At 61.5% G+C, this 12,915-nt stretch carries 12 protein-coding genes and 1 pseudogene; 7 read left to right on the top strand and 6 right to left on the bottom strand.

Features of this window, described 5'->3' with window-relative positions; all coding sequences use genetic code 11:
• Positions 1–52 precede the first annotated feature (52 nt).
• From EJ997_RS00375 to mtrA, 3 genes are read right to left on the bottom strand one after another with little or no spacing between them, the layout of a single operon-like run.
• Complete coding sequence (locus tag EJ997_RS00375; protein ID WP_126702819.1) at positions 53–1,714, bottom strand: LpqB family beta-propeller domain-containing protein; 1,662 nt, start codon at positions 1,712–1,714, stop codon at positions 53–55.
• Positions 1,711–3,342: an MtrAB system histidine kinase MtrB gene (gene mtrB / locus EJ997_RS00370; RefSeq protein WP_126702818.1), complete on the bottom strand. Its 1,632-nt coding sequence runs from the start codon at positions 3,340–3,342 to the stop codon at positions 1,711–1,713. The genes EJ997_RS00375 and mtrB overlap by 4 nt, the downstream gene beginning before the upstream one ends.
• A complete protein-coding gene (gene mtrA / locus EJ997_RS00365) occupies positions 3,339–4,019 on the bottom strand; it encodes an MtrAB system response regulator MtrA (RefSeq protein ID WP_126702817.1) in 681 nt (226 codons plus the stop codon). Before mtrA ends, mtrB begins: the two co-directional genes overlap by 4 nt.
• 322 nt (positions 4,020–4,341) lie before the next feature.
• On the opposite strand from mtrA, the gene EJ997_RS00360 reads away from it, so the two are divergent.
• From EJ997_RS00360 to EJ997_RS13315, 5 genes and pseudogenes are all read left to right on the top strand, one after another.
• Complete coding sequence (locus EJ997_RS00360; RefSeq protein WP_126702816.1) at positions 4,342–5,544, top strand: hypothetical protein; 1,203 nt, start codon at positions 4,342–4,344, stop codon at positions 5,542–5,544.
• A 3-nt stretch (positions 5,545–5,547) separates the two neighbouring features.
• Complete coding sequence (locus tag EJ997_RS00355; RefSeq protein WP_126702815.1) at positions 5,548–6,171, top strand: hypothetical protein; 624 nt, start codon at positions 5,548–5,550, stop codon at positions 6,169–6,171.
• Positions 6,168–7,292, top strand: coding sequence for a DUF4350 domain-containing protein (locus EJ997_RS00350; protein WP_164719652.1), 1,125 nt, complete (start codon positions 6,168–6,170; stop codon positions 7,290–7,292). The genes EJ997_RS00355 and EJ997_RS00350 overlap by 4 nt, the downstream gene beginning before the upstream one ends.
• A gap of 25 nt (positions 7,293–7,317) precedes the next feature.
• Positions 7,318–8,288, top strand: a pseudogene (locus EJ997_RS00345) (AAA family ATPase).
• A gap of 451 nt (positions 8,289–8,739) precedes the next feature.
• Positions 8,740–9,570: a DUF58 domain-containing protein gene (locus EJ997_RS13315; RefSeq protein WP_323052644.1), complete on the top strand. Its 831-nt coding sequence runs from the start codon at positions 8,740–8,742 to the stop codon at positions 9,568–9,570.
• A gap of 104 nt (positions 9,571–9,674) precedes the next feature.
• Here the strand turns inward: EJ997_RS13315 and EJ997_RS00335 are convergent, their stop codons facing one another.
• Entirely contained in the window at positions 9,675–10,679 is a 1,005-nt protein-coding gene (locus tag EJ997_RS00335) for a stage II sporulation protein M (RefSeq protein ID WP_126702812.1), read from the bottom strand.
• Between the two features lie 84 nt (positions 10,680–10,763).
• Here EJ997_RS00335 and EJ997_RS00330 point away from each other — a divergent pair, with 84 nt between their 5' ends.
• Complete coding sequence (locus tag EJ997_RS00330) at positions 10,764–11,627, top strand: RDD family protein (RefSeq protein WP_164719651.1); 864 nt, start codon at positions 10,764–10,766, stop codon at positions 11,625–11,627.
• 219 nt (positions 11,628–11,846) lie between these two features.
• Here the strand turns inward: EJ997_RS00330 and EJ997_RS12795 are convergent, their stop codons facing one another.
• The gene (locus tag EJ997_RS12795; protein WP_164719649.1) at positions 11,847–12,008 is read right to left on the bottom strand and encodes a hypothetical protein; all 162 of its coding nucleotides are present in this window, start codon (positions 12,006–12,008) and stop codon (positions 11,847–11,849) included.
• Positions 12,001–12,381, bottom strand: coding sequence for a DUF3499 domain-containing protein (locus tag EJ997_RS00325; RefSeq protein ID WP_228201523.1), 381 nt, complete (start codon positions 12,379–12,381; stop codon positions 12,001–12,003). The genes EJ997_RS12795 and EJ997_RS00325 overlap by 8 nt, the downstream gene beginning before the upstream one ends.
• 36 nt (positions 12,382–12,417) lie before the next feature.
• On the opposite strand from EJ997_RS00325, the gene EJ997_RS00320 reads away from it, so the two are divergent.
• Positions 12,418–12,864 carry a metallopeptidase family protein gene (locus EJ997_RS00320; RefSeq protein ID WP_228201520.1) on the top strand — a complete coding sequence of 149 codons (447 nt, stop codon included), beginning with the start codon at positions 12,418–12,420 and terminating at the stop codon, positions 12,862–12,864.
• Positions 12,865–12,915: the final 51 nt, after the last annotated feature.

The following is a 12,915-nucleotide window of genomic DNA, read 5'->3' as shown; positions in this document are numbered from 1 at the left end:
TGCTCTGGAATATTGATTGAAAATTGATTGGCTTAGCCCATTATCGGGTGGTTTAGCCCGCGAGCGCGGGATCGTCTCCATCGGTGAGCAGCAGTCGCCATCCCCCACCGGAACGTTCAAGAATTTGACCGTTTTCGGTGGAGAGGATGATGGAGCCTTCGCCGTCACCCGCGGTGATTGAGGTGGCGCCGTTGGCTTCGGTGATGGTGTGGATGGGGCCGCCAATGGGAATGGCATAGATGGCGGGGCTGTTGCTTCCGGGGATGGTTGCGAGTGCCGCGACCGTGGTTTCGTCGATCCAGGCAAGGTCGGTGATGGATTCGATTCCGGCTCCGAGTTCGAACGGGTCGTCGAGGGAGACCGGGTTGCCCTCTCCGTCACGGACGATTGCGGTTGCCGATACGTACGTTGTTGATTCGGTGTGCCAGACAACGATGGCGCGGGATCCTTCGCGGGAGACGTGGATCGAGTCGATGGTGCCTTCGCGGAGCCAGTCTGCTGTCATGTCGACGCGTCCGCCTTCGCGGTTAACGGCGGTGATTGTGCCGTTCCCTTCGGCTGATCCGGTCCAGATCCATCCGTAGGTATCAACCGACGGGGCGATGAGGTCGTCGACTTCGAGGAGCGTGACCGGTTCCGACCCGTCGTTCGGCAGGGAGACGAGCCGGTCGCCCGAGATTCCTACCATGGGCGGGTCGTCAAGGTAGCCGATGGCAAGGGAGTGCAGGTCTTCGGGAATGGATGCCATGTCGAGCAGCTCGGTGGTGCCGTCCCAGTAGAGTGCGGGCGCATCCCCCACCATGACGAGTACGCGGGATTCTGTGAAGGGATAGCTGGAGGGAGGATTGCCACTCGCCACCTGCCACGGAGCGCCGTCGATTGTGAGTTCTACTTCTTGGACGTCGGAGAGGAGCGTCAGGGTCTCTTCGAGTTGCGCCTGGAACAGCAGCCGCTGATATCCGGTGACGGCGAGTGCCTCCTCATTCAGTGACACGGTGGCGACCCCGGAGTCGATGGCAACTCCTCGCGCGCCAATCTGTGTTTCTGCGGGAATCGAGGTGCGCACCGCGGCTGCCAGCCAGTCGGATGGTCCGTCGAAAAGCTCATTCGTGGCGGCCGTCGCGTACGTGGTTCGCGGGAACCAACGCATGTCTGCAACAAGGTAGCGCGAATCAGAAGTTAAGAAGTAGAGGACCGACTTGGCGTACTGCGTGTCAAAGAGGGTTGCCGAGATCAGGAGGCCGTTCTCGAGATCAATGATCCGCCACTCCCCTTCCGCATTGCGGGCGAGTGAGAATTCGGTGGTGATGACCGCGTCGGGGTTGGAGGCAATGAAACGACCGTCCTCATCGAGGGAGCCCTCGCTGCCCAGGTTCAGCCGAACTGCTTGAGTGTCAGTTCGTGTCGTGACGGGGACCCGAGTATCCGAGTAGATCCGGACTTCCCCGAGGGGCTGCCACGATTCGGATGCCTGCGGTGACAGGAATTCGCGGGCTACCTCGAAGTCGTCGGAGAGGCCGGCGGCGGATGCGGTGAGGAAGCCGATAACGATGTCTTCGGGGTCGGCTCCGGCCGAGGGGCCGTTCGCGTGGAGGCCGACGCTCTGACCGGTATCTGTCGGGGCTCGCGTTGCGTTAACCGGGCCTTCGGTCGGCAGCGAAGTGCACGCGGCAAGAAGGCAGACGAGGCTGGCGAGCGCCATGAGCTTCTTCATTCTTCCTCCTTGAACTTCTCCGGGTCGAAGTCAACTTCAACGTCGACGGGAGCAACGAATGGGCTTCCCGGTTCCCTGGGCAGGATCAGTAGGAAGCTCGAGCCTTCACCGAGAACACCCCAGACGCGGATTTCTCCGCCGTGGAGGTGAGCGTCCTCGCGGGCAATCGTCAAACCAAGGCCGGTGCCACCGGCCTTGCGCACGCGGGCAGCATCGGCACGCCAGAACCTGTCGAAAACGTGATCAACCTGTTCCTGGCTCATGCCAACACCATCGTCGACAACGCGGACAGCGACCGCTGTCTCGTTACCGACAACGTCGAGGCGGACGTTGCCGCCTTCCGCGTGTTCGATCGCATTGACCAGCAGGTTACGCACCATGCGTTCCACTCGCCGGTGTTCCACAGTTGCATAGGTGTTGCCGACCGAGTGCACGCGGACCGTGACTTCGTCTTCGCGTGCGAGAGGTGCCGCCATCTCCACTACGTCTTCCACGAGGGTCGTGAGGTCAACGTATTCGGTATTGAGTGCCATCGCCCCCGCATCGAATCGCGAGATTTCCAGAAGGTCGGCAAGCATTGCGTCAAGGTTAACGAGCTGACGCTGCATGAGTTCGGCGGACCGCTGGAGGCTGGGCGGTAGCTCGTCCCTCTTGTCGTAGATGAGCTGCCCCGCCATGCGGATCGTCGTGACCGGAGAGCGGAGTTCGTGGGAAACGGCGGAGACGAAGTCCTGCTGGACCTTCGACAGCTTCTGGAGGCGCGTAAACTGTTCATCCAATGACGACGCCATCTGGTTGAACGACTCGGCAAGCTGTGCCAGTTCGTCGTCACCCTTGACGTCCATCCGCACCTCGAACGCACCGTCGGCGATCCTGCGCGCGTTTCGGGAGGCTTCTCGGATTGGGCCGAGAACCATGCGGACAAGAACCACCGCCATGAGAACCAGCAGAATAAGAAGGATTCCGCCAGCAACTAGCTGAACGGTGGTAACGAGGCTGAGGAGCTGTTGCTCCGCCTCCAGTGAGAACACCGAATACAGCTCGTACGAACCGGCCCCCGGGATAGATACGGAAACGCCGATGACGACACCCGGCTCGGTTTCCCCGCTGCTGAGGGGGATGGAGACGGACTGCCAGTGAAGCGCTTCCGAACTGGATATTTGTGCTCTTAGTTCATCCGTGACGAGATCGCGAGTAACAGCGGGTCCACGAACCGGCTCCAGGATCTGGATGTTCGTGCTTGCCTGGTCCTCGGACCGCATGAGCAGAACGCCGATGATCGAGGATGACGGGTCATACATGCTGGTGACGATCTGGCTGGCACGCAACTGAACATCACCGGGGTTGGAACCGATGGTTGCCGAGAAGTTCTGCTGGGCTGACCGAGCATCCACCCCGAATTCTTCGACGATCGAGTCGATGCGGGAGTCGAATACCTGGTTGCGAATCTGCCAGAGGGCAACACCGAACGTTATGGAAACGGAGAACGTAACAATCGTCAGGAGGATAGCAATCACGCGGACCTGGAGGCGCTGGCTGAAGAAGCGCCCCAGCTCCGTCAGGTTCTCTGCGATCAGTCGGCCCCTCGAAGGGCCTGTATGCTCCTGCTCCGGAGCTTGGTCGCTCACTCCTGTGCCGCACCCGCCCGATATCCGACGCCGCGAACGGTCAGAACAACCTCGGGATTATCCTGATCCTTTTCGACCTTGGCGCGGAGCCTCTGGACGTGGACGTTGACGAGGCGGGTGTCCGCACTGTGGCGGTACCCCCACACCAGCTCAAGAAGCTCCTCGCGCGAGAACACCTGGCGAGGCTTACGAGCGAGAGCAACAAGAAGATCAAACTCGAGCGGCGTCAGCGAGAGATTTTCGTCGCCACGCTGCACGGTGTGACCGGTAATGTCGATCGTCAGGTCGGCAACCTTGAGGATCTCCGGCTCCAGCTCCTGCCTGCGCAGGCGAGCCTTAATCCGGGCCATGAGAACAGAATTCTCAAACGGCTTTGTCACGTAGTCGTCGGCACCTGCCTCGAGGCCCGCAATGACATCAACGGAGTCGGTTAGCGCACTCATCATGATGATGGGAATATCTGTCTCGTCGCGAAGCGCCTTGCACACCTCAACGCCGTTCATGCCGGGGAGCATGACGTCAAGGAGCACAAGGTCGGGTCGTTCGGCACGGTAGAGCGGGAGCACCGACTGCCCGTCGGCACACACCGTCACCTCATATCCTTCTGACTCGAGGAGAATGGCAACCATCTCCGAGATCGAGGGATCATCATCGACGACAAGAATGCGGGACTTCATGCCACCAGTTTCCCACGAATGAGCAGAGTTTGCCCGAGCACTCGCCAACCTCACACAGGCTAACTGCGTAATCCACCAGGTACGATCCCACATCGCTCCCAACCAGGTATTCCGCCGCTCTTACTGGTGCTTGATTTACTCAGCAGGGAAATAACGAATACACCCGTGCACCGGCGGAAAGCCCTTCTTCCCCGGTGTCTCGTTAACGACGATCTTTCCTTGTCAAATACGTTGCGAGATGCAACTCCCCGCCTCTCACCTCCCATTCAAAGAGGTCACTGTGCCAAGATGAAACCAGTCTCACTGACACGAGGGGAAGATTATGTCTAACGACAACCACCGTTGGCATCCGGAGAACGATGACTGGGCGGACCGGGACGGCGCCTCCGAAGGCAACGCTCCAAACCCGGAAAGCAACCAGGGAAACTACCCGAACTACCCGAATAATGGTTCGGGCAACAACGACCCGGGCAATAGTTCCGGCACCAATACGCAAGGTGGCGGCGGTTTCGGTTACTTCGGTCATCAGAATCCGAGCCGGGGGCCGTGGGACGGTGGCGCTGGAAACGACGATCGGCCTTCGACGCTCGAAAACTATGGGCAGTTCGGAACATCGTCGGGCAACTACGGGAGCAGGCCGTACGGCGGTTACAGCGGATCTCCGTTCCCTCTGCACCCGCTCACAACAATGGAACAGATTGATGCCGCGATCCGGCTGATCCGCTACAACCCCAAGGTGTTCGTTGTACTCCCGCTGATCGTCTACCTGATCGCCGGTATTGTTTCTACAATTATTGTTCTTATCGGCGGCGAGGCCAGCTATCTGACTACTTCGCAGATCGTCAGCGTTGATGCGGATGCCTTGTCGACGTCGGCCACGGTCTCAACAATTCTTACAGCGCTTGTTTCCTTCATTGCCGGCCTGTTTATTTACACGACGGCCGTCAATGCGGCGATGAGTGCCGTGTACGGCCGCAAGATCACCATCGGCAGGGCGATCAGTATGTCGACGGGCGATGCTGGACGCCTGGGAGTCGCCTACATTCTCTACGTTGTCGCCATGGCTATCATCATGACCCTGATCTCCCTGCTGTTTATTCCGTTCGGGGAGTCGATGGGAGGCGGCGGCGTTGCTATCCTGGCCCTTCTCCTCCTGATCGGCAGCATCTACTTCGCGGTCCGACTTTCCTGCGTTGTTCCCGCTCTCGTGGCCGAACAAAGGGGCCCAATCGCGTCGATTGCGCGTTCCTTCCAGCTGACGTCGGGCATGTTCTTCCAGGTGTTCGCAACATTCTTCGTTGCCGTGGTCCTTTCCATTGTGCTCATGATTGCCGCCTCGATCGTCATTGCCATCTTCTCGTTCCTCGGCATGGGAACCACGACGGGCACGCTGATCTACGCAACAATCACATCGGCTCTTATTTCCGCCGTGTCAGTTGCGTTCTTCCAGGCAGTCACGAACGTCATCTACATCAACCTGCGGATGGTCCGGGAGGGCTTCCACGGCCAGGTCCGCGACTCTTAGGCCGTGCTCGCTTCCCTCCCTTTGCGTTTCCTCGACCCCGAGGGGGACGAGGCGCGCATGTGGGCCGTGGAAGAACTGTCCAAAGCCAAATACCAGGAACCCGGCCAATCCCTCGTTGAACGGCTTGGTACGTGGCTCATTGAACGCCTCCAGCATCTCAGTCTCGACGTCACGTTCAATCCCTCGCTGACGGGGTCGGTCACAATCATCATTTTTCTTCTCGTCGTCGGCGGCTTCGCTCTCTACTACGGCAGGCTCCGCCCCGGCGCCCGAAAGAAGGCATCCGGGCCGTCGACCATCCTCGATGATTCGCGGCCGCTCGACAGGCTCGAGCAGGACGCTGCCGCGGCGCTGCGCGCAGGCAACTACGCTTCAGCGTGCGCGGACTACTATCGCGCCAGCATCCGCATCCTTGACGAACGCGGCCTGATTCTTGCCACCCCCGGCATGACTGCCGTGGAAGCAGCCTGGCAGGGAAATGCCACAACGGGGTTGCCACTGGGCCCGGGCGCGCAACTCTTCAATTCGGTCGTCTACGGCGGCGGCTCGGCAACGCTCGCTGATGCTCAGGCAATGGCCGACCTCGCGAACCGATGCCGTCAGGCGGGCCGGGTGGTGAACGCATGAGCTCCGATCCGAAGTTCGCGCAACTCGTTGCTAAGAAGCCGCTCAAGAACAAGGTCCTGTTCGGAATCTTTACCGCGATCATCATTGGCCTCCTTGCTCTCTCGATCATCACCCTTCAGGGGAGGGGCAATCAGCAGACTATGCACCCGGATTCGGTCTCCCCGGATGGTGCTGGCGCACTCGGATCGATCATCGAGGATCGCGGTGCCACCATCACCGTTGTCCGCACCGCCGATGAGGCACTTGATCATGAAGGCACGATTCTCGTGTGGGACCCGTTCTCGCTCCTGACCGAACGGGAACGGGAATCGCTCATCGAGTCCGGCAGACCGGTCGTGGCTGTCATGGACGAAGGCAGGGGTGCATCCCTGTGGCTGACCGGCAATCCCCGCGCCTTCTCATCGTCCTCCGCTACACCGACCGGCCCCAACTGTTCGGTCGACTGGGTCTCGGATCTGGACGCCATCGACGGCGCCACCTGGGGCATCGACACGAACAATATTCCCGCCACCGGGTGTTTCCCGGTGACCAGCGGACACTACCTGGCGGTCGAGGGGAACGTTTCGGTCTTTGCCTCTCCCGAGGTCTTCACCAACGACTACTTGGACCGAGCACACAACGCCGCCGTTGCCATAAGGGCTCTGGGGCATACCGATTCCGTGTCCTGGATCATACCGACGGAAACAACTGCGACAGATTCCTCGATCTCGGCCGTTCCGCCCGCACTCACCGGCGCTCTCGCTGGTTTTGCTATCGCGGCCCTCTGGTACGGCATCTGTGTTCGCAGGCCCGTCGGCCCCCTGATCCCCGAATCCCTTCCCGTTATCGTGCCCTCCGCAGAATCGGCACGCGGCCGCGCCCGACTCTACGAGCGGGGCGGGAACGCGGGCCATGCCGGCAAGGCTCTACGTGCGGGAACGATCGCAAGGGTCGCCGCCCGGCTCGGCATCCCCTCCGAAGCCACACCGGAGAACGTCATTTCCCGGATCTCAGAAGCATCTGGCTGGCATCCGGACCGGGTCAGCCAAGTTCTCTACGGCCCTCCGCCGACAACCGACCGTGAGCTTGTTGACCTCGCACACGAACTAACCGCACTCACCAAGGAGCTCATCCATGACTAGCCCCTCGTACCGCCCACCTCTTGCCATGCCAACCCCCGGTCCCGGTGCCTCTGAATCCCAGCGGGCCTTCGCGGGGATTGCCACCGAGGTCCGCAAGGCTGTGATCGGCCAAGAGGGCGTCCTCTCTGGCCTGCTGATCGGCCTGCTGTCTGGCGGTCACGTCCTCCTGGAAGGCGTTCCCGGCACCGCGAAGACTCTTCTCGTGCGTTCCCTGTCAGCCGCGCTCAGCCTCGACAACTCTCGCGTGCAATTCACGCCGGATCTCATGCCGGGCGATCTCACCGGCTCCCTGATTTATCGTTCGGCAACCGGTGAGTTCACGTTCCGTCCGGGCCCGGTCTTCACCCAGCTGTTGCTCGCCGACGAGATCAACCGCACCCCACCAAAAACTCAGGCGGCTCTCTTGGAGGCCATGGCCGAGGGGCGTGTCACGGTCGACGGCGACCCGAAAGACCTTCCCGAGCCGTTCATGGTGATCGCCACGCAGAACCCGATCGAATACGAGGGAACGTATCCGCTTCCCGAGGCTCAGCTCGACCGCTTCCTGCTGAAGCTCGAGGTTCCGCTCCCCGAGCGGGACGCCGAACTCGAGGTGCTTCGCCGGCACGCGGGTTACTTTGATCCGAACGATCTTTCCACCGCAAACATCAACCCCGTCGCGGCGGCAGAAGATGTCATCAAAGCCCGCCACGAGGTCCGTTCCGTCGAGGTCCACCCCGCTATCCAGTCCTACATCGTTGACCTGGTGCGTGCCACCCGCACGGCCCCCTCGGTCTCGGTCGGAGTATCCCCGCGCGGCGCAACCGCCCTCCTGCGCACCGGTCAGTCCTGGGCCTGGCTGTCGGGAAGGGACTACTGCACTCCCGATGATGTAAAGGCCATGGCACGTCCTGCACTTGCTCACCGCATCAGCCTCAACCCGAGGCCGAACTCGACGGGCTCACGCCCGAGCGGATTGTCGAGAACGTTCTCACGCAGGTTCCGGTTCCCCGCTAATGTTCGCAACTCTCCGTTCCGCACTCCTCGTCCTCCTCGCCATCCCGGCGGGCTGTTGGGCGGCAGCTGGGTATGGCCGGTTGTCGTTCTCCTGGTCGTCGTTGCCCTGTGCGGTGCGGACTGGCTTCTCGCCACGAATCCGCAGAACATTGCCGTCACCCGCTTAGATGTCACTCTTCGGCTGGGAACCGTGCAGTCTACCGACGTGGAGATCCGCAACAATTCTTCGCGCAGGGCGCGCGGCTCCGTGCGAAACGGGTGGCCACCTTCCGTAACAGCGGCGCCGTCGCTCATTCCCTTCAATCTTGGCCCCGGCCGCCGCACCATCCAGTCAACAATCATTTCTCCCTCCCGCCGGGGCAAGATCGAATCCGGCCCGATCACCGTCCGCACCGCGGGCCCCCTGGGCCTTGCTGGACGGCAACGCAACAGGGAAGACTCCGCGAAGCTAATGGTGATGCCGGCGTTCAAAGCCCGCAGGTTCCTGCCCAGCAGGATTGCCAGGTTGAAGGAAATGGAGGGGAAAAGCCTCCTCCTTGTCTCGGGTGAGGGAACCGAATTCGATTCGCTACGCGAATACGTGCGTGGCGACGACGTTCGATCGATTGACTGGCGGTCCACCGCCCGGCGGGGTCAAACGCTCGTGAAGACGTGGCGGCCCGAGCGCGATCGACGGATCGTCTCGGTTCTGGACTGCGGCAGGTCCTCCTCGATCCGTATCGGTGAGGAACCACGGATCGACTCATCGATCGAAACCACGCTTCTTCTTGCGGCCCTTGCCGAGAAGTCCGGCGACCTCCTCCACGTTCTCGTCCACGACGACACTCTCAAGGCTCGCGTTGATCCGGCACGTCGATCCACCATCCACACGGTGGCGGCGGCTCTCGCCGATGTTCAACCATCGCTTGCCCAAACGGATTGGGCGGACGTGGCCGGCAACATTCGCAAGACGGTCAACGCCAAGTCTCTCGTTGTCATCACCACCGCCCTCGACTCGGGAACGGTGCCCGGCGGTCTGCTCGAGGCAATCAGCCTCCTCCACCGCCACACCATCATCGTCGCAGTCGCAACCGACCCGGTGATCGTGAGTATGACGCAGACCGATGGAACGTCGCAGGGAGCCTACGAGGCGGCGGCAGCACACCGTGCTCTCCTCGACGAGAGAGCCCTCTCCGACCATCTGTCTCGCCTGGGTGCCGTTGTTGTCACCGCTCCCCCGGACGATCTGCCCGCCAAGGTGGCCGACACGTACCTGGCCTTGAAGGAAGCCGGCAGGCTCTAGAGCTTTGACCGGAGGTGAAGCAGGGGAGCTCAAGCAGCGCGTTCGGTCCCGCCCGATCATCCCGATTCCAGTTCCGTTACCGTGCCCGACTTGCAACGTGCCTGCTATGCCTTCTGCACCGCCACCGGTGCGCTGTAGCCCGCTTCGTCTTCATCAATATCGGCTGAATAGCCCTGGCTTAAGGCCCACCGTCCACCCGCGATTGTGTACGCCCAGTATCCGGCCAGTGCCAGTGCGCCGATGAAGACCTTGACTGTCCAATGTAGCCCCGAGGGCGTGACGAAGCCTTCGATGATGCCGGAGATCGCGAGGACAATAACAAGACCGGCCGCAACAATCACGGTGATTCTCCCCTCTTCCGCGAGCGCCTGCGATCGCGTTCGATAGCCCGGTGACACCATCGCCCAAAACAGTGAGAACCCGGCTCCGGCGGCAATGAAGATCGCGGTGAGTTCGAGGAGGCCGTGGGGAAGAATCAGTTTGAAGAAGACGTCAAGTCCGCCCTGGGAGTGCATGATTGCGGCGGATGAGCCTATTCCCGCGGCGTTTTCGTAGATGACGAGGGCGGGCACGAATCCGGTGATTCCCCCGGCAATGGATTGGACGGCGATTCGCGCATTGTTTGACCAGACCTGTCCGGCAAAGTCCGCCGATGGGTACTCGGAATAGTAGGAGGCAAAGGCAACATTGGCGTAGTGCTCGAGTTCCGCTTCGGTTCCAAGCGCCGAGAGGACCTCCGGGTTGGTGGCGGTGTAGATTGCCGTGGAGGTTGCGATAACGAGGAAGGCGATCATGACCCACACGGTCCACCACCGCACCCGGTAAAGGGCGAGTGGCAGGGTGGCCCGGAAGAACTGGGCGACGGAGTTTCGATTGACCGTTCTCGTGCCCGTCATGGTGGCACGCGCCCGCGAGAGGACCTGGGAAAGCCGCAGGACAACGTTCGGGTCGGGGCTCTCGGTGCGGAGCATGGCGAGGTGGGTGGCGGACCGCTGATAGAGGCGGATGAACTCATCTGATTCGGGCCCGGTTAGGGTCTTGCGTCTGGACAGTTCGCGGAGCCGCTCCCATTCGGGGCGGTGCGCAAGAGCGAAGGCATGAGCGTCCATGCCACAAGTCTCGCATGCGAGAAAGCTGTGTGCGCGGGGAGTTCTGCCGCGCACGATTGTTTATTTTGTCGGTACTGTGGTGGCATGACGAAGGATACCGAGGAGCGGTACCAGGTCGGCCGGGCAATCGAGGTTGCCGATAGTCGCACCGATATCGTGACAGGCGAAGGCGTGGGCCTTGTCCTGCCCACAGTTTCCCTGGGTACGCGGATCATGTCGGCAGTTATCGACACGACGCTCTATACAGGTGTCACCGGTCTCGCTATCTACCTGACGCTACGAGTGTGGGAGCCGTCGAACGCGGCCCAGATCATCACGTGGTTGACGACGTATCTCATGGTGTGGGCTGTCCTCATCCCGTTCGCCGTCCAGTACGCAACAAAGGGCAGTTCGCTCGGCAGGGTCATGACCGGTTCACGGACCGTACGGTACGACGGGGGAACTATTGGGATGAGGCATGCGCTCACTCGTTCCGTTGCGGGACTTTTCGATATCCACCTGTCCCTCGGCGTCCTTGGCATCTCAAGCATTCTTCTGACGTCCAAGGGTCAGCGCTCCGGTGACCTGCTCGCAGGCACCATCGTGGTGTCATGGCCGAGGCGATACAGGGGGCCGGAACCTCATTCCGTCGATCCGTCACTGGCCCGCTGGGCCCAGGTGGCAACAATCAGTCCCGTCCCCGGTCATCTTTCCATCGCTTCCCGGGACTTCCTCCGCTCCGCGAAACCAATGACCGAAGACGCAAGAATCTCTCGGGCTCGGGATCTAGCGGCCGGACTGGAAATGTTCGTCGCTCCCCCGCCCCCGCGCGGGACCAATCCCGAAGCTTTTATCGCAACCGTCCTAGCAGTGCGGGAAGCAGCGGACTACGAACGTGAGGCGCTGGCGATGGTCCGTCAGATGAAGACCGAGGAACGCCTCACCACGCTGCCCTACTCGGTTCGGTAGCCCGGCCAGTTCTTCCGGACGGAACAAAACTTTTTCTCAGCCGGGCCAGGACCTTTTCGTGGCGAAACTGAACGTGCGACGAGTTCCTCAAGGGCGCGCCGGAGCTAGGTAGGCAGTCTCGTCCCCGGCGACTAGGCACGGTTTCAGATAACAGGATCGGCCTGAGTTATCGGGCTTGGCACCGGTGGCCGTACGTGGTTCTAGCTCGCTGGATGAGCCTTAGTTTGCCGGCTCGGCCTCGGTCGGAAGGAGGATCGGAACGTCGTTCTCGATGCGGTACTTCCAGGCCGGGGTGGACTGGGACACGTAGTAGTTTCCTTCACGCTTGAGCGGCGTGCCGGTCTTGGGGCAAATGAGTGCGTTGTCGATCCAGTCAGTCATTGTTTTCCTCCGGGTTGGGTACGGCCCTCAGCTTCGGCCCGACTTGGCCGGGGACATCGGACTGTCTGCGCACTTCGCGTTGCGCGGGGCGGGGTTCTGGGGCGCGGCGCTGGCTCGCTTCTTTGATCGCGTTGGCGAGCGCCATGAGGTCATTGTCGGAGGGCGGTGCTGGCTCGTATTCGGTGACGAGACGGACCATCGACCATCCTCTGGGGACAGTTACCGACTGGGCATGATCCTCACACAGGTCGAGAGCACCCTTTTGTGCGACGGGTGAGAGGGGTCCAACGACAGCGGTCGCTTCACCGTAGTCGTATGTCATCGTGACGACCGCGCGACCGGTGCATCTAGTCCTCGAACATTGCCTTACCACAACTACTAACGGTAGCACGCGGGGTATCCTGGTCGGGTGACCACCTACCCGTCGAATCAGTTCCCCAAGCCACATCCGACCCTGCGCCGCGACCGCCACGGCCGTGGTATCCGAGGGCCGATCATGCCTCCCAGCACGCCAGCCTGGCGAACGCGTGCGGAACGCTTCGATGACATTGTGTCGATGGAGATCGCCACCTATCGTCGGCACCTCGGTCCCGATGTTGACCGGCTCGACTACGGCGTTCTCGACGTACCCGAATCGGATCCGACGCCCTGGGAGGACGGCATCCCCCAGGCCCGCTTCTTCCCCATGGACAAGTCATCGGGCGTGGAGGGAAGGATTGTCTTCTACCGCAGGCCCATGGAACAACTGGCCCCCACGCCGGGAGCGCTCTCGCTTCTCGTCCACGCGGTCGTCACCCAGCAACTCGCATCCTTCCTCGGAAAATTCCCCGAGGAAATCGACTACCACGGTCACTGACAGCATGCCCCTCGCGCTAACTCACCGAAACTCGCAACGTACGGGATAGCA

The organism is Flaviflexus ciconiae (assembly GCF_003971195.1).
GTDB classification, from domain to species: Bacteria; Actinomycetota; Actinomycetes; order Actinomycetales; family Actinomycetaceae; genus Flaviflexus; species Flaviflexus ciconiae.
This window is presented reverse-complemented; position numbering and strand designations above follow the sequence as displayed.